The sequence below is a fragment of the Okeania sp. SIO1H4 genome (assembly GCF_010672695.1).
In the GTDB taxonomy this organism is placed as follows: Bacteria; Cyanobacteriota; Cyanobacteriia; order Cyanobacteriales; family Microcoleaceae; genus Okeania; species Okeania hirsuta.
Map to the genome: position 1 here is coordinate 26,774 of NZ_JAAHGB010000038.1, position 17,184 is coordinate 43,957.

The 17,184-nt window shown below is 34.2% G+C and carries 15 protein-coding genes; 6 read left to right on the forward strand and 9 right to left on the reverse strand.

Features of this window, described 5'->3' with window-relative positions; translation table 11 throughout:
• Positions 1-113 precede the first annotated feature (113 nt).
• Complete coding sequence (locus F6K06_RS21365; RefSeq protein ID WP_124147305.1) at positions 114-242, forward strand: putative 2OG-Fe(II) oxygenase; 129 nt, start codon at positions 114-116, stop codon at positions 240-242.
• A 464-nt stretch (positions 243-706) separates the two neighbouring features.
• A complete protein-coding gene (locus F6K06_RS21370; protein ID WP_124147304.1) occupies positions 707-1,219 on the forward strand; it encodes an inorganic diphosphatase in 513 nt (170 codons plus the stop codon).
• A gap of 479 nt (positions 1,220-1,698) precedes the next feature.
• Here F6K06_RS21370 and F6K06_RS21375 read toward each other — a convergent pair whose 3' ends face one another.
• The 3 genes from F6K06_RS21375 to F6K06_RS21385 form a co-directional block, all read right to left on the reverse strand.
• Entirely contained in the window at positions 1,699-1,950 is a 252-nt protein-coding gene (locus F6K06_RS21375) for a hypothetical protein (protein ID WP_124147303.1), read from the reverse strand.
• 323 nt (positions 1,951-2,273) lie between these two features.
• Positions 2,274-2,597, reverse strand: a complete 324-nt coding sequence (locus F6K06_RS21380; RefSeq protein WP_124147302.1) for a sulfotransferase family 2 domain-containing protein — start codon at positions 2,595-2,597, stop codon at positions 2,274-2,276.
• A gap of 196 nt (positions 2,598-2,793) precedes the next feature.
• The gene (locus F6K06_RS21385) at positions 2,794-4,032 is read right to left on the reverse strand and encodes a glycosyltransferase family 4 protein (RefSeq protein WP_124147301.1); all 1,239 of its coding nucleotides are present in this window, start codon (positions 4,030-4,032) and stop codon (positions 2,794-2,796) included.
• 551 nt (positions 4,033-4,583) lie between these two features.
• Here F6K06_RS21385 and F6K06_RS21390 point away from each other — a divergent pair.
• Positions 4,584-4,712, forward strand: coding sequence for a hypothetical protein (locus F6K06_RS21390; protein WP_287243759.1), 129 nt, complete (start codon positions 4,584-4,586; stop codon positions 4,710-4,712).
• Positions 4,713-4,938: 226 nt separating this feature from the next.
• On the opposite strand, the gene F6K06_RS21395 is transcribed toward F6K06_RS21390, so the two are convergent.
• Together F6K06_RS21395 and F6K06_RS21400 are read right to left on the reverse strand one after the other, a co-directional pair.
• Positions 4,939-5,943: a sugar transferase gene (locus tag F6K06_RS21395; protein ID WP_124147508.1), complete on the reverse strand. Its 1,005-nt coding sequence runs from the start codon at positions 5,941-5,943 to the stop codon at positions 4,939-4,941.
• Positions 5,944-6,330: 387 nt separating this feature from the next.
• Entirely contained in the window at positions 6,331-6,993 is a 663-nt protein-coding gene (locus F6K06_RS21400; RefSeq protein WP_124147509.1) for a DUF3318 domain-containing protein, read from the reverse strand.
• A 1,313-nt stretch (positions 6,994-8,306) separates the two neighbouring features.
• Here F6K06_RS21400 and F6K06_RS21405 point away from each other — a divergent pair.
• Entirely contained in the window at positions 8,307-8,621 is a 315-nt protein-coding gene (locus F6K06_RS21405) for a hypothetical protein (protein ID WP_124147510.1), read from the forward strand.
• Between the two features lie 1,037 nt (positions 8,622-9,658).
• On the opposite strand, the gene F6K06_RS21410 is transcribed toward F6K06_RS21405, so the two are convergent.
• Positions 9,659-10,192, reverse strand: coding sequence for a cupin domain-containing protein (locus F6K06_RS21410; protein WP_205127551.1), 534 nt, complete (start codon positions 10,190-10,192; stop codon positions 9,659-9,661).
• A gap of 1,466 nt (positions 10,193-11,658) precedes the next feature.
• On the opposite strand from F6K06_RS21410, the gene F6K06_RS21415 reads away from it, so the two are divergent.
• The gene (locus F6K06_RS21415) at positions 11,659-11,793 is read left to right on the forward strand and encodes a hypothetical protein (RefSeq protein WP_275670338.1); all 135 of its coding nucleotides are present in this window, start codon (positions 11,659-11,661) and stop codon (positions 11,791-11,793) included.
• Here the strand turns inward: F6K06_RS21415 and F6K06_RS21420 are convergent.
• The 3 genes from F6K06_RS21420 to bchL form a co-directional block, all read right to left on the reverse strand.
• Entirely contained in the window at positions 11,790-13,187 is a 1,398-nt protein-coding gene (locus tag F6K06_RS21420) for a ferredoxin:protochlorophyllide reductase (ATP-dependent) subunit N (RefSeq protein ID WP_124144521.1), read from the reverse strand. The genes F6K06_RS21415 and F6K06_RS21420 overlap by 4 nt on opposite strands.
• A gap of 1,060 nt (positions 13,188-14,247) precedes the next feature.
• A complete protein-coding gene (locus F6K06_RS21425; RefSeq protein WP_287243754.1) occupies positions 14,248-15,504 on the reverse strand; it encodes a DUF5331 domain-containing protein in 1,257 nt (418 codons plus the stop codon).
• A 38-nt stretch (positions 15,505-15,542) separates the two neighbouring features.
• Positions 15,543-16,409: a ferredoxin:protochlorophyllide reductase (ATP-dependent) iron-sulfur ATP-binding protein gene (bchL, locus tag F6K06_RS21430; protein ID WP_287243752.1), complete on the reverse strand. Its 867-nt coding sequence runs from the start codon at positions 16,407-16,409 to the stop codon at positions 15,543-15,545.
• A gap of 441 nt (positions 16,410-16,850) precedes the next feature.
• Between bchL and F6K06_RS21435 the strand changes: the two genes are divergently transcribed.
• Positions 16,851-17,021 carry a hypothetical protein gene (locus F6K06_RS21435; RefSeq protein ID WP_161564463.1) on the forward strand — a complete coding sequence of 57 codons (171 nt, stop codon included), beginning with the start codon at positions 16,851-16,853 and terminating at the stop codon, positions 17,019-17,021.
• Positions 17,022-17,184 lie beyond the last annotated feature (163 nt).

Sequence of the window (17,184 nt, forward strand, 5' to 3'; positions counted from 1 at the left end):
TCTTTTAGGTAGAGGCGAGTTTAAATATAAATCAATTTTCCTCATGTCTCAAATAAAATAATTATGGGTCTGGTTATTGAAATTTTCCTACTTCCTTTCCCTCAGAGTAAGACATGAAAAATCAACAGAAATATCTGATTCAGTCAGAAGCAGGATTATTAGTAATTTTTCCTGGTTATTTTTGGCGCTCTACTATTCCATTTACTAGAGATAGAGACCGAATTTATATTTCATTTAGTTGAATTCCTTGAGATGGAAAAATCTCAATATTTGGCAAAATACTAATCATCTATTAAGTAGGGGCGAGTTTAAGAAATCAATTTTTCCTTATCCTCTCTAACAACATAATTCTGGAGTAGGTTACTGAAATTTTCCTACTTCTTTTTCCTGAGAGTAAGACATGAAAAATCAACAGAAATATCAGTGCAGACTAGAAGTAGGATAATCAGTAATTTTTCCTTGTTATTTCTGGCACTCTACTATTCCATTTACTGAAGATAGTGACCAAATTTGTATTTCATTTAATTTGGAAATAAATAAAGAGGGAAAGTCTCCCTGAGAATAAGTGCCTTGTGCCTTAGAAGCAGAACCTCTGGACTCTATCTAAATTAAAACTTCGATCAGCTAAGGCGATAGCTTGACTTTCCTACTTCCTTTTGGTTAAGACTCTTGATATACTCTTTTTTAGTTAAGATGGAGAAATGTCGTGGATTTATCGCTAATTCCAGCCCAACCAGAACCAGGACTAATAAATGTCCTGATAGAAATTCCCGCAGGAAGTAAAAATAAATACGAGTTTGATAAAGATTTACAAGCCTTTGCCCTTGACCGAGTACTTTATTCTTCCGTACAATATCCTTACGATTATGGTTTTGTCCCTAACACCCTAGCAGATGATGGAGACCCCCTTGATGGAATGGTAATTATGGATGAGCCAACATTTCCAGGATGCGTTATTGCAGCAAGACCCATCGGAATGTTAGAGATGATTGATGGAGGGGACAGAGATGAAAAAATCCTCTGTGTACCAGACAAAGACCCACGCTACACTGAGGTTAAATCTCTCCAAGATGTAGCACCTCATCGATTAGAAGAAATAGCAGAATTTTTTAGAACCTACAAAAATTTACAAAAAAAGGTGACAGAAATACTTGGTTGGAAAGATGTTGAGCATGTAATGCCATTAGTAGAAAAATTCGTTAAAGCGGCAAGCAAATAATATTTATTCCAGTATTTTTTGGAATTACAGAAAATTTAGCGGTAGGTTTTCTAGAGATTTTACTCAAATGAAAACCTACCTCTATTTTTTAAAAAGACCTGTTAACTTTTTAAAAATCCTGAACTTATGGCAAAGGAAGAAGGAAGAAGTAAGAAGGAAGAAGTAGGAAAAAAAGAAGGCTTTAGTTATCTATGAGAGAAGGCTTAAATTTCCTATAGACATTAATGCTCTTGTTTACACGCTCTGCAAGGACACGATATGAGTGAGTTTTTTCTAGGTCAATGCTCCACAAACAGGATTTACCAATATCCTAACTAATTAACATAGTGCTATAAAAATAGAAAAACCTTCTGTCCTCAGCACAAGTGCGTTCTGCTACAAGGTATTAAAATCATAAATTTGAGTTTACTAAAAATTAGTTAGTTCTATTTCAATTTTTCTAAATTTTCTAGAGTAGTCAAATAAATTTATTTGTTGGTTTACAACAAAGAATACCCAGCATACTCAATCTCTGCTGCATACTTATGTGCCACCATATCAACTAATTCAGAATCATAATATTTCCAATAATCTTCTCGATTTGATTTATTACGGACAGGGAGCTGAAAGTTTTCTAATTCTAATATTTGGGATACTTTTCTAAAGTCGTTCTCAAGAGATTCAAAACCCATAACAAAATTAACTTCAGGCTTGCTTGACTGTAAACCATGAGTATTTAGATAGTAAAACATTGTTGGGACTTTTCGCAATAAATCAATAAACGTAAGCATTCAGCAGTCAGCTATCAGCTATCAGCTTTATTACCTTTAAAGGATAAAAAAGCAATTTTATCAAAGCTTTAGAGTACGAATCTCTGGTTGAGAATGTAGTATAAATTAAATTAATGCTTGCTTTATTATTCATTAGACATCTCCAATCATCAAAAATAAAATCAATTATCGTACAGCAGTTATCAATTATTTCCCCTTAATCCCTACCCCTACTTCCTCTTTTCTGGAGATGTCTATTAAAAAGTTGATAGCTGACCGCTAATAGCTGAATGCTTACTAATAAACTAATCTCTATTCCACTTTTGAGTTTGACGATGTGGCGAAAAAAAGAAAGAAATCATTCTTTCCCAAGGGTTTCTTATAACGGCAAACTTATAACGAGAATGAAAAAAATCAGGTGACAAAACTTGATAGTAGTCAAGTAAAGACGAGTGTTTATGTATGTTAGGAAAATTTTTATTTCTTACTTCAAATCTCTCTACACCATCTTGCAAAGGGTTAAGGCACAGAATTTCGTCTTCAGAGTAATGCTTTAGAACACTCTGAATTGAATTACCTGCTGTTTTAGGAATGTGAATAAACAAAAACTTTTTTTGTATGGAAAGCATCTTTAAAACTGATGAAGTAAATATTTTTTTTGCTTGTTGCCATCCTTCGATCCATCTTCCCTATTCCCTATTCCCTACTCCCTAATAACTAAAACAAAAAACTATTAGATATATCCAATAATAAAAAGTAAAATCAATTATCGAATATAAATCATCAATTATTTTCCCCTACTCCCTACTCCCTACTCCCTACTCCCTACTCCCTCGACTCTAAAATTTCAGAAAATAAAGCTTCATAACTATTCAAAGCATTTTTAGACCCAAAATTTTCTTCTGCATATTTTCTTCCTTGCTGACCAAGTTGCTGAAGTTTTTCTGGATTTTCATATAACTCTACAATTGCTTGTGCCAAAGCTTGAGAATCTTCTGGAGTAACTACTATTCCACCACCACTTTCATTAACAACTCTGATTGCCGTACCTGTATCTGGAACAGAAGCTACTATTGGACGACCACTAGCAAGAATAACAGGAATTTTTGAAGGTAAATTAAAAGCAGTAACAGTCTTTTTCTGTATTACTAACCCAACATCAGCAGCAGATAACATTTCTGGTAATTTTTCTCGTGGTACTAAAGGGAGCAAAAGTACATTATCTGCTTGATATTTATCACAACACTCTTGTAATTGTTGACGCGCTTTTTCTTCCCCCAAAATTACGAAACAAATTTCCGATTTTTCCTTGAGACTAACAGCAGCTTTAACTACAGTTTCTAATCCTTGAGTTAGAGCAATATTCCCAGAATAAACAACGACAAATTTATCTTGAAGATTATGTTCCTCTCTAAATTGATTATTTTTATTTAGAGGTTTAATAAAATTCAGGTCTACCCAATTAGGAATACAAACAAGTCGGTCTTGAGAAACCCCTTGTTCAACTAAGTTAGTGACAAAATCTTCAGCAATAACGCTAATTTTAGCAGCTTTTAGATAAGCTAATTTTTCTACAGCTTGAGCTATACGTATTATCCAACTATCTTTTTTAACTAACCCAACTCTTACAGCAGCTTCAGAAACAATATCCTGAATATTTAAGACCACAGAAGAATTAGAAAATAATCCGTAAAAACTAACTGGTAAAGAAATTAGTATAGGAGGAGTCGTTGCAAAAATCACATCAGGTTTCCAACCATTAAAAGCTTGCCAAAGACTAGAAACAATAAAACTACCATCTAGCAATAATCGATCTAAAACCCCTGGTTTAGAACCTTTAATATGGATATAACTACGTTGGACTGTCACACCATTTAGTTCCTCAGTTAAAAAAAACTTACCTTTGTATTCATCATAAATTTTACGTTCAGGATAATTTGGCATACCAGTCACCACACGAACTTGATGACCACGTTTCACAAAACCTTCTGCCAGTTCCGTCATTAAGGGAGCAATACCAATTGGTTCTGGGTAATAATTATAGGAATAAATAAGAATACGCATAGTTTAACTAATTAAGTTAACATTTCGAGTATAACTAATGGAAGATAAAAGCCTGATGAATTGCTATAGCAGTCGAAGGAAAGGTGAGAACATATTAAAAGCTTAAAACTCAGACAACGCAAGATTTTTCTTTCTTTCTTCTCTCCTAGATAACTAAAGCCTTCTTCCTTCTGACTATATTTGGGAATTAACTATATCAAAATCTTTCTTCTTCCTTCTACTATATTTGATAATTAACTATATCAAAAGAGGTTGACTGTGAACCTATCTCAGTCATAAGATTTTCACTAAAAACTCTAAATATTTTGAGAGTTAAAAACTAAAAATTAAGTTTTTCAAACATATTTTACTTAAACAAATAAGGCTGTTAAAAATAGTGGGATAGGTTTGTATATGTTTCAATCAAAAAACTTGATTTTTAGTTTCTTTATTTTCTCGTCTTTAGGTATTTAACAAAACTTATTTAGGATAAGTAGGTGTTAAGCTCCTGTTGTCGATAAAAGCAAAAATATCTAATCTAACTAATAGTTAATTCTCTCTGTTTATTGATATTGAAGAAGGAGACAGGAGACAAGAGACAGGAGACAGGAGACAGGAGGAAAATTACATGGGGATTCCCTCCCCCAAGTAATTTTGAACACCGTGTAGACGGTGGGGTATTAAACCCACAAAGAAAATGATAAATATACTTGAGGCTAGTTGAGTTTATGATTAAAGTTAGAATCATCAGATTTATCAAGAGATGACTCAACATTATAACTATTTTCAGAATATTTAAGGGTAATACAGATAAAACTTAAATCTATAATCATTTAAACATATTGAGATTTAAAGCTAATATATATATTAGTGGAAAAAAGTTATAGGTTAAGAAGGATCAGGAAAAAGTATAGTATTTTAATTCTTCTAATAAGCTCCACCACTTTTGTCAAATAAGATTCCCACAGTCTTAATAATTAACTTTATATCGTACATTAAACTCCAATTTTGTTGATACTTTAAGTCCAACCTAATAATATCTTCAAAATTTTTCACTTGAGAACGACCATTAACTTGCCATTCTCCTGTCATACCAGGTTTAACATCTAAACGCTGCCATTGAGGTACTTCATAACGTTCCACTTCATCAGGAGTTGGGGGTCTAGTTCCAACTAAACTCATATCTCCCTTCAGTACATTCCAAAACTGAGGTAACTCATCCAAACTCTTTCGCCTCAAAAAGCTACCAACTTTAGTAATTCGTGGATCATTTTCATTCTTAAAAATTGCACCTTGAGCTTGATTTTTGATTTTACTCTTAAGTTGTTCTGCATTTACACACATAGAGCGAAATTTCCACATTCGGAAATTTTTTCCCATCCAACCACATCGTATTTGACCAAAAAATATCGGACCAGGACTATCAAGCTTAATAAAAATAGCGATGGGAATAAACAAAATACCTGTAATAAATAATCCTACTAAAGCACCGACAATATCAATCAGACGTTTTACCCAAGATTTGATAGAAGGATGAGTAACAGGAAGTTGATTTTCTTCTAATTTACTATTGCTTTTGCTTTTAAATTCTGAATCTGGGCATTGTTCGATGATTAAAATTTTGTCTAGTCCAGTTAAATAAAATACCCCCATAACTAGAGAATTAACACCAGATAACAGAAACTCTATATTTTTTTCCCTTGCTATTTTTAAATTTGTTACTAGAGAACCAATTCCACAACTATCGATAAAATTAGTGTGACTAAAATCAATAATAATTTTGCCTATAGTATTTTCTGATTGGAAAAGTTTTTGGCAAGTTGATTTAAATAATTCTGCCTCTGAGACAGTAAAACGAAGAGGCAAATGAATGACAGGAGTTTTATCCCTAAAAGTGACTTGAATATCTGTTTCTGAGGTTTGGCTGACCATGAAATCTTGGTTCCTATTTTTTATGATTATAGTTTTGCTTCTACAAGAGTTTTTTCTGAGGTTTTCTTGGCATAATCAGTTTAAGAATTATGCTCAAACGATCATATAGAAATCACCTTAATGGTTGACCACCCTCTAGATTAATGATTAGCAATTGTTCAATACTAATGTATGAACTTAAGTATATTAATCTCTGTCAACTACCTTCAAGAATAGAAAATATTCAGATGGTATCAGCAGAAACCAAACTGCTTTTTCCGTTAATCTGTTAATCTAGTTATATCGCCATCATAACACCAAAATAACTAGGAGCAATTTGAGTGGGTTTTTACTCAGGGGCGAGTCTAGTTTTGACTATTTTACTACTACCCACCCAAGACTTCCTGTCTAGTTATAGATATTTTCAGAGCGTGAAGTTTCACGACTTCCTTTAACCCTGGCCTTCGCTTTAGCTGCACCGCGTTTGAGAGCTTGAAGCCGTGCTTCATATTTTGCCCTTTGTCGTTTTTTGGGAGTTTGTTCAATTAAAGTTTTCAGAGCGCTGCCCAGACTTTTATAAGCATTGGGAAGAGAGTAACCAAAACGAGTTGCTAAGGCGATCGCCTTATCGTCTGCTTCTATTGCCTCTTTGAGATTACGTTCTCCATTATTCTTCTGATAGAGTCTATACCCAGATACACCACACAAAGCTAAAGCTAGAACTAAAAGTAGACCATCCTGTACCCATAGCTCACCCACAGCACCCCCTAAACCAATAGCAAGGGCAGCCATTTCCCAACCATCCCTGGGAATTGTATCGTTTTGAATTCTGGCCACTTCATGCCAGAATAACAGGTTACGTTGGTCTAATGCTAATTGCTCCCAAAGTGTTAGGTCGATGGATATTTCTATTTGGTCTTTGCCTATTTCTTCGCTGCGAATGAGTGGAGGATTAACTTCAATGGACTTTTCTACCATGACCCAACTTTGTAATTCTGGTGGTAGTAAGCCTTTTAGACGCCTAATTTCACTCATTTCGGCTCTGGCAGTGGCAGTAGCATAAGATGTCATAGTTTGTTTGAGTCCTATAGATTTTTCAACACATAGTTATCCTTTATTTAAATAGTTTACCGTAAGATTTCAAACAGTATGTTTTCTACTCTTGCTTAGGGATATAGGAGTTAGGTGAAAATTCACACTTATTAAGTTACTTAGATTGTGAGTTTTATAGATAGGAATTTGGATTCATATAAATATAAATTATGGTTCTCTTGAAAAAGAAACTTTGTATTTAGGGAGAAAGTTTGCAGATTTGATTATGTTTAGGAGGAATAAAGTTAAATAATTTGAGATGAGATACCTGTCTGAAAAAGCTATCCGGCAACAAGATTTTGAAGATTTATCAGTCTAGTATGATTGAGTAATTACGCTCTAGAGTGTGATGAATAATTCCTGATTTTCAACAGTTGGAATACAAGGCGAGGAGAAAATAAAAAAAGTACAATAGTTGATGAAAGTCTTTACAAATAAGTGTTAAGCATAGTCTTCGACCGTAAAATTTTGATGCCTACTAATAATCTACAGTATTTGATCGTGGTTGAGGGGAAAAAATCAAATAATTTATAGCAATCATATTTCACTTGTAAGATTTTAGTGGTAATTAGGAGTCAGTCCTCAGAAGTCAGAATATAAAAGGATTTTGACCGATCTTATTTGATCGATCTTAATTGTTCTTAAATATCTCATAAATCATTCCTGATTGTTATATTTAGATATCTTTCTGGAAAAGCTATGAGGCAACTAAGAGCTTGAGTTGTATACAGCAGTTTTGGTGAGGAGGTGAGATACATTTTTACTTTACATTAAAATATATTCTCTTTTCTCTGTTTTCTTCTGGATATGTTACCTAATTGTCCATAATTTTGTACTTCTGGAAAGTTGCAGACTACTGTATCTAATCTTTTCAGTAATTAAGATTAATCTACAGTATTTGATTATGCTGAGTCGGAAAAAATTCAAGAATCCAAAATCAGGAGATATCTGTCTGAAAAAGCTATCAGACAACTAAGAGCTTGGAAAAGTTATATATCTCATCTTTTGAGTAATTATGATCTAGTGGTCTGTCAAGATAGTTGTGAGTACTAGCAAATCAAAAAAAGCATTACCCAAAATCTAAAATTACAAAAATATATTCATCATTTCAAATTTGTGCAGATCACTATAGTAAATTAATTTGTGTAATGAATGATTCTTGGTTTTTGACAGTTAACAGACAAGGTAAAAATAAAATCCAAATTAATAGTACAGAGATTTATCAAAGTTTGTATTTAGAAATTAAACAAAGACTATAACTAGATATTTCAGTAGTTCAAGTATTAGAGTGGATGGTGAATACGGTAGTAGTTGCTTATGAAAATTATCAAAGACAACATAATACTAAAATAGCCCAATTAACTACTGGAGCGCTGAATAATTCAAAACGCAGATGGCATGAGTTTATAGTTACTGGATTTTTCGCTAAAGTAGCCATAAATTTTGATTTAGAGTACAAAATACCTCTGATAACTTTCAGACTTTCTAGTTCAAGAGATGAAACTCAACCTGAATTTTTCAGGATTTTTCAAACCAAAGAATTTCAAACAAGTTATCCTCTGGAAAATATTGAAACAATTAAAAAGAATTTTTTTCTCAAGTACTGATTATATTATTTCTGTAATTGAAGATGAGCAGCTTTTCCCGTCAATCCAGCCATACATAGAGCTACAAGCACAGCAACCATAATATTTAGGAGTAGAAATTTATGATTTATTAAAAGGTAGACTTAAGGCTAGAGAAGTAAAAGCTTTTATCTCTGTTAAAGTTAGGAATTATTCAGTTTCATCAATCATCTAGGTTTTAGCTTTGAGAAAATCAGAAATAGGAAACTGAGATGGGAATAATTATATTTTGGATAGAGCAAATTTTGATACTATTTGTGGCGTTTTGTCAATGTCTATAATTACTTAGGTACTTTTACTTATGCAAAATTTGTTTTTTTGAGCTTATTTTAGCTTGCTGCAAATCGCAATATCTAGGATATTTTTAACGTAAATACTGGGTTGTAGCTTTGTTGAAAGGAGGTTATTTTTGTTTTAGATATAAAATTAGCATCATACCTTAATGTTCAGAGTATGATACAAATCCCTGAAACAACGCAAGCTCGTGAAATATTTTGTAATAATTGAGAAAAAAAGGGATTTTTTTGATTTGCACAAACAATCTTAAAGCTTATTTAGATTAGTAAAAGTTATCTATATTCTCTTGGCCTCAAGTTTTGATTTAAAGGTAGTTTGCGATCGCTTAAAGTAAGAAAAAATTGATAGATTGTCAGGACTTACGCAAATACACTATATGTAGCATATGCTAATCTATGCGATTGCTGACGCAAAGCTCCGCTAACGCTACAATATCTAGCATGGAAATGTTTTTTATTCATTACTGTATCGTCAAAAATCAAATATCCATCCCTAGTAGTTTCAATTTCTTCTTTGACATTTTTCCATATTTTTTCTAGTTTAAAATCTGTGAATGAGATGAAAATTGTCTCTGACTTAAGTCATCAGCAAGAATTAGTGACTATAGAAAATTATTACCTCATATCTAAGTCAAATAAAATCGGTAAATTCAGAAAACCTCCACAGAGGATTTTTGTCAGTCAGTGGTAAATTTTGACAAGAGAAAAAGACTATTAAATAAGTTAATCTTTTAAATCACTATCAATGAGAACTGCAATAAAGAGTGCAGGTTCTTTACCATTATTTATCCATGCGTGATTAGTGCCTCGTTGAACAACAACATCAAATGGTTTTAACCGAACTTCATCATCATCTAGTAATAGAGTCACATCTCCTTTTAGTAAAATAATATAATCTATTGTTTTTGTTTTATGCATTGTAGGATGTCGAGTTGTATCAACTCTGTCTTGAGATGCACCTATTTTGGCAAAACCTTCAGCTACTAACTCCTCAAGCTTTTCCTTTGGCACTCCTTCTGGAATAGGATTTATCGCAAAATACCTAAATTTGCTTCCTCCTTTTGAAGGAGACAAAAGTATATCAGTATCAGCTCTATCAATTTCATCAAAAGTATCTATTTGATTTCCATCAGTGTTCCATATTTCAAATAGTCCTCCAACTTCCTCGCCTATCGATTTTGCTGGGGGTCCGTCAATCATTATGATTGATTTACCATCAGCATTATGTCCTGTAACAATTCTTCTCAATCCTTCCATAACTTTTCCTTTTAATAATTAATAACTCAAAGATTTACCGAGATATATTATACCCAAGGAAGTAATCAATTTTGTCAAAATTATCGGCATTTTTTTCTGGCAAAATTTCTCGATAAAATGAGAATTACTTCCTATTTCTTCCCTCAACCAAAATTACTGGAGTTGCCAAATTATCTCCTTAGCTGCCAGTCTCAGAAAATTAGTAAATTCACTAAACTATCAGCAATTATTTTTATGATGTAGTAAATTTTGCCCAAATTATCTGTGACAAAATTTGTGGATGAAATGAGAATTATCTTCTATTTCTCCCCTCAATCAAAATTACTGGAGTTGCCAAATTTCTCCTGAGTTGCCAAATTATCTCCTGAGTTCCCAGTCTCAGAAAATTAGTAAATTCACCAAACTATCCGCAAATATTTTTCTGAGGAGTCGGTAAATTTTGGCAAAGTTTTCGGAATTATTTCTCTGACAAAATTTGTGGATGAAATGAGAATTATCTTCTATTTCTCCCCTCAATCAAAATTACTGGAGTTGCCAAATTATCTCCTGAGTTGCCAGTCTCAGAAAATTAGTAAATTCATCAAACTATCTGCAAATATTTTTCTGAGGAGTCGGTAAATTTTGGCAAAGTTTTCGGAATTATTTCTCTGGCAAAATTTGTGGATTAAATGAGAATTACCTCCTATTTATTCCTTCAACTAAAATTACTGGAGTTGCCAAATTATCTCCTGAGTTGCCAGTCTCAGAAAATTAGTAAATTCATCAAACTATCTGCAAATATTTTTCTGAGGAGTCGGTAAATTTTGGCAAAGTTTTCGGAATTATTTCTCTGGCAAAATTTGTGGATTAAATGAGAATTACCTCCTATTTATTCCTTCAACTAAAATTACTGGATCGGAATTATTTCTCTGACAAAATTTGTGGATTAAATGAGAATTACCTCCTATTTATTCCTTCAACTAAAATTACTGGAGTTGTAAAATTATCTCCTGAGTTGCCAGTCTCAGAAAATTAGTAAATTCATCAAACTATCTGCAAATATTTTTCTGAGGAGTCGGTAAATTTTGGCAAAGTTTTCGGAATTATTTCTCTGACAAAATTTGTGGATGAAATGAGAATTATCTTCTATTTCTCCCCTCAATCAAAATTACTGGAGTTGCCAAATTATCTCCTGAGTTGCCAGTCTCAGAAAATTAGTAAATTCATCAAACTATCTGCAAATATTTTTCTGAGGAGTCGGTAAATTTTGCCAAAGTTATCGGGATTTTTTCTGTGACAAAATTTGTGAATGAAATCAGAATTATCTTCTATTTCTCCCCTCAATCAAAATTACTGGAGTTGCCAAATTATCTCCTGAGTTGCCAGTCTCAGAAAATTAGTAAATTCATCAAACTATCTGCAAATATTTTTCTGAGGAGTCGGTAAATTTTGCCAAAGTTATCGGGATTTTTTCTGTGACAAAATTTGTGAATGAAATCAGAATTTTCTCTGACTCCCTCTTGTCAGAAAAAATTAGTAGAGCGAGTCAAACTTACCCTACTATTTCTACAACTAAAGTCTACAATTTAGGAATTTTTATTGCCGAAAAATCTGTCGATTAAACCTTAGCTTCTTCCTTAACCAACTTATCCCAACCTAAATCCTTCAAAGCATGATTTCGACGCAACGGACGAGTTACTAATTCCAAAATATCACGAGCATTTGTAAACCCATGAATTTGAGCAAAAGTAAACTCAACAGACCACTTAGTATTAATTCCTCTCGCTTCCAAAGGATTAGCATGAGCCATACCAGTAATTACCAAATCTGGCTTCAATTCATAAATCCTTTGAATCTGATTATAATTATCAGGTTTCTCAATAATCTTAGGCAAAAGCGTACCCATTTCGTTACAAGTTTTTTCCAACATTTCCAACTCAGCTTTTTGATATCTTTTATCCATATAAGGAATACCAATTTCTGAACAAGTCATACCACAACGAATCAAAAAACGAGCCAAAGAAATCTCCAGCAAATTATCACCCATAAAGAAGACAGATTTACCACGAATTAACTGAATATAGTCTTCCAAATTTTCCCAAATTTGCTTTTCTCGTTCTGCTAATCCTTGAGGTTCAATGCCAAAAACAGAACAAATCTTCTCAATCCAAGCCCTACTTCCATCCGGTCCGATAGGGAATGGCGCACCAATTAATTTACACTTCCGACGACGCATTAAAGTAGTAGCAGTCCGACTCAAGAAAGGATTTAAACCTGCCACATAATATCCCTCTTCAATTACTGGTAATTCTGTGTAACGTTTAGCAGGCAACCAACCAGAAACTTTAATCCCTTGCTTCTTCAATTCCAAAGTTAATTGAGTTACAACTGGGTCTGGTAAAGAGCCAAATAAAACTAAAGGTGGATGCTCAACATACTCAGATTCTTCCGCAGCAACCTCCTCTTTTTTCTTACCAAAACTTAAGAGTTTTTGTATGCCACTTCGTTCTTCTTTTTCCGCTTCAGGAGCTTGATTAGGACAACGAGCTGCCATAGCTGCTAAGACAGTATCTTCCCCTTGAGTAAAGGCATAATCCAAACCATTAGCACGAGCAACCACAATTGGAATACCAATTTCTGACTCTAATTTAGGAGCCAAACCTTCCAAATCCATTTTGATAATTTCAGTGGTACAAGTACCAATCCAAACTATCACACTGGGGTTCCTATCACGCTTAATTTGTAAACATAAACGTTTCAATTCATCATAATCATTTAACTTAGCTGAAATATCGCCTTCTTCTAACTCAGCCATGGCGTAACGAGGTTCAGCAAAAATCATTACTCCCATGGCATTTTGTAAGAAATAACCACAAGTCTTAGTACCAATTACTAAGAAGAAACTATCTTCAATTTTTTGATAAAGCCAAGATACACAACTAATCGGACAAAAAGTATGATAATTACCAGTTTCACATTCAAAAGTTAAAGCTTCAGGTGCAACAGTATTAGTCATAAAAAAATACTCCTATTTATCAATAATTTTTTTGGGGAAAAATCAATGCTAATGCTAGTAAAAAGTCTACTTTTATGTAAGCATTTTCTACAGAATCCTACGCAAACAGCCGTCAGTTATTAGCTATCAGCTATTAATCTTGGGAAAGATCATAGTAATCGATAAATTGAAAAATAATAAAAAATTATTGCCAAACTCTCTTTGCCCAACCTTAGAAATAATTATTCATTATTAATTGCTGAGAGCTGACAGCTAATAGCTGAATGCTTACTTTTATAGCACGACAAAAAAGTGTGAGGATCGTTGAAAAATCTATAAGTTGACAGGTAATAGGTAATAGTTTTGAGTTAAGTAGATAACTGATTTCTCATCGCTATGTATTAGACATAGGCGTGAAAAAGATATAGACTTTTTGTAAAAGTAGGGAATAGGGAAGATGTTTTTAGCAAAAAAACACGGAAAATGATTTTTTGAGTTATTAAACTCTAGTTTATAGCAAATAAAGGGCAAGTTTATTTTCTGGAGATGTCTATTGAAATATAGCAAGGAACGAGTTGGTGTTTGACATAAATTAATGATGAACCGTAAGACAGAGAAATACTTTTCCCACTGTTGCCTGTTGCCTATTTCCTACCATAGCATTGATAAATTACATTTTTTTGAACTGTGTTTTTTTTGAGTAAAAGAAATCATCCTTGATGCTAATACTATTTCAACCAGCACAGCCATATAAATCAATAGTTAATGTAACTTTTATATCTGCTAAAAATCAAAACATCGCAAATAAAACAAACCAGTCAATATCAATTTTCCTATTGTTTAACCGTAAGCATTCAGCTATTAGCGGTCAGCGCTTCCCTACGGGATACTACGCAAACAGCAATGAAAATGAACCTAAATAGCTCAACTTAGCTGATGCCTTTGGTTTTTCCCAGACTTTTAATTCTTGCTCAAGCTCAATCCTAATTCCTCCTCCAAATCCAATAAGCTAGGAAAGGTGAGAGCTGAGAACTGAGAGCTGAGGGCTGTTTGCGCAGCATTCCGAAGGAAATGCTTACGTTTATCCCAACAACCCTTCAAGATCGTCATCATTAGAAGACTTTTTATCACCTGCTAAAGAATCTAGATCGGCCTCATCCAAATCTAGTTCATCTCCATCGAGATCGAGGTCCAAATCTCCCAAATCATCAGAAGACAAATCATCAAATTGATTATCATCTCCCAAATCGCTAAGATCCATATCACCCAGCTCATCCAGTCCAGACTCATCCAACTTTGCCGATGTATCTTCAAATGGATCGGGAATATCTTCTGCCACAAAGTCGGAGCTATCTTCTCCAAGATTTAGATCGTCAGAACCATCTCCATCTAGATCGCTGAGGTCAAGGCTAACCAAGTCATCTGCTGCTTCTGCTGCGGACTCCATTCCCAAGTCCAAATCATCATCCACTTCCGAGTCAGAATCCAGTCCCATATCTAACTCATCCACTTCTGATTCTATTCCCAAGTCCAAATCATCATCCACTTCCGAGTCAGAATCCAGTCCCATATCTAACTCATCCACTTCTGATTCTATTCCCAAGTCCAAATCATCATCCACTTCCGAGTCAGAATCCAGTCCCATATCTAACTCATCCACTTCTGATTCTATTCCCAAGTCCAAATCATCATCCACTTCCGAGTCAGAATCCATATCCATATCCAACTCATCCACTTCTGATTCTATTCCCAAGTCCAAATCATCATCCACTTCCGAGTCAGAATCCATATCCATATCTAACTCATCCACTTGTGACTCCAGGTCTAACTCACTCTGGTCATCATCAAGCAGATCATCAGCATCAGATTCCAGATCCAATCCTGAAGCCATAATAGCAGCTCCACCAACAGCGGCAGCTCCACCTACTACTGCAGCAGTACCCCAATTATTAGAATCTTCATTCTGGTCTGGCATAATTGGGGAATAAGATCCTGGTGACTGTTGAGGATCGTCAGACAATATTGATGTTGATTTGTCTATGGAAGAATCTTGTTTTTTACCTATGGCAATGTCTGGGTCAAAATTTAACCCTAAAACTTCTATTAAACTATCTGCATCTGCCTTGAGTTTAGAGAAAGGCAACATTAATGCCTCTAACTCTGGTTCCAGGGCATTAAGAATTCCCAAGATAAGGTATGACACAGGTCTCCTTCCTCCATCAGGAGTCTGGACCGTATTTTCATCTGTCATGTGCAGTACCAACCATGAGCGATTTTTTTGGTAGTACTGCAGCCATTTTTGTTTGAGGGACGTTGATAATTGTTCAAAGAAAACCATGACTTATATATTCCTTATCCTGAGAAGAGCTAAGTCTATTAAACCATCATCAGGTCAAGCTTTTCATCCTCTGATACAACTTCAGGTTTACTGGGATTTAAGTAGAAATCAGAGAGTAAGGAGAATAAATCGCGGTCTTGAGATTCGTTGGGCACTACTCCTTCTGGCAATGCCAAAATTTGGTCGGCAATGTTCAGGTAATAGTTACAAACGTATTGGAGTGAAGGATCGTTTTCGGCCATCTCGAACAATGTTTTGCCTTTGACACGAGAAACTCGAATATCTTCAATTAGTGGTAGGACTTCTAACACTGGCATTGGTACGGCTTCTATATATTTATTAATTAGATCGCGCTTGGATGTACGATTGCCTATTAGGCCTGCCAAACGTAGAGGATGGGTGCGAGCTTTTTCACGGACAGAGGCGGCAATGCGATTAGCTGCAAAGAGGGCATCGAAGCCATTATCTGTGACAATCATGCAGTAGTCTGAATAGTTTAGTGGAGCTGCAAAACCACCACAAACTACGTCACCGAGTACATCGAATAGAATGACGTCGTATTCGTCAAAGGCATTTAATTCTTTGAGTAGTTTGACTGTTTCGCCGACAACGTAGCCACCACAACCTGCTCCAGCTGGTGGTCCACCTGCTTCTACACAGTCTACACCACCGTAACCTTTATAAATGACATCTTCTGGCCAGATATCTTCGTAATGATAGTCTTTTGCTTGTAATGTGTCAATAATTGTGGGGATGAGAAATCCTGTAAGGGTAAATGTGCTGTCGTGTTTTGGGTCGCAACCGATTTGTAGGACTTTTTTACCACGTTTGGCTAAGGCAACTGAGATATTGCAGCTTGTTGTAGATTTACCGATGCCGCCTTTTCCATATACTGAGAGTTTCACTTTTTTTTCTCCTTGATAATTTTTTAATTTAGATGAGGCTGAAGAATTTTTAATACTAAGCTCAAATTTTGTCTATTTTTCAGCTTGTGTTTGATTGCAGTGAGCTGTCAGCTTTTTTGTTTCTCTTGTGGGGAGAATGAAAAACTGGCCAATGTACTTATTTGATACGCAAACTGCTGGTTATGGAGATAAAGTCCAGATTTATTAAAGGTTTGTCAACCTATTTTTTTGGGCTTCTGAAAAGAATTATTGTCTAACTTCACTACAAAAAAAAGAGGGGCAAGATTTATTAGATGCTGTAAAAAGAATTATTGAGATTTAGTATTTTATAAATTTGATTTTTTATTTTAATTAATCGCTTTTAATCTAATTTAATCATCTTATAAATTATTTGTGTAATTTATTTATTATAAAAAGTAACAATATTAAAAAAATTAGACCTTGAAGAATTTTAAGACAAATTTGATGGCTCAAATCAAGGCGATCGCAGACTTTGATATAAGAAGGGTTCTCTGGTTTGCTCTGATAATGAGACCATTGCCCAATAGTAAATTCAATTATTTAGGAAGACAATTGCCCAAGGTTAATTTTTATAACAAAAAATTTGATTAGTCCAAATAGATTTCTATAGGAAATTGGGCAGAAAGCAAAGGACAGAAGATAGATACTAAACCTATTGGTCAGAATTAATGGCTTCAATACCAATTTTTAGGTCGGAAATTCTCTTTTTTGTCACAGGAACATCTCCTGTAGGTGTCTTATTATTCGTAACATT

Bases quoted from the DNA above. Each gene is read 5' to 3' on its own strand.
- F6K06_RS21365 (WP_124147305.1), top strand. From the start codon at position 114: ATGAAAAATCAACAGAAATATCTGATTCAGTCAGAAGCAGGATTATTA.
- F6K06_RS21375 (WP_124147303.1), bottom strand. From the start codon at position 1,950: ATGTTTTACTATCTAAATACTCATGGTTTACAGTCAAGCAAGCCTGAA.
- F6K06_RS21380 (WP_124147302.1), bottom strand. From the start codon at position 2,597: ATGCTTTCCATACAAAAAAAGTTTTTGTTTATTCACATTCCTAAAACA.
- F6K06_RS21385 (WP_124147301.1), bottom strand. From the start codon at position 4,032: ATGCGTATTCTTATTTATTCCTATAATTATTACCCAGAACCAATTGGT.
- F6K06_RS21395 (WP_124147508.1), bottom strand. From the start codon at position 5,943: ATGGTCAGCCAAACCTCAGAAACAGATATTCAAGTCACTTTTAGGGAT.
- F6K06_RS21400 (WP_124147509.1), bottom strand. From the start codon at position 6,993: ATGACATCTTATGCTACTGCCACTGCCAGAGCCGAAATGAGTGAAATT.
- F6K06_RS21405 (WP_124147510.1), top strand. From the start codon at position 8,307: ATGGTGAATACGGTAGTAGTTGCTTATGAAAATTATCAAAGACAACAT.
- F6K06_RS21410 (WP_205127551.1), bottom strand. From the start codon at position 10,192: ATGGAAGGATTGAGAAGAATTGTTACAGGACATAATGCTGATGGTAAA.
- F6K06_RS21420 (WP_124144521.1), bottom strand. From the start codon at position 13,187: ATGACTAATACTGTTGCACCTGAAGCTTTAACTTTTGAATGTGAAACT.
- F6K06_RS21425 (WP_287243754.1), bottom strand. From the start codon at position 15,504: ATGGTTTTCTTTGAACAATTATCAACGTCCCTCAAACAAAAATGGCTG.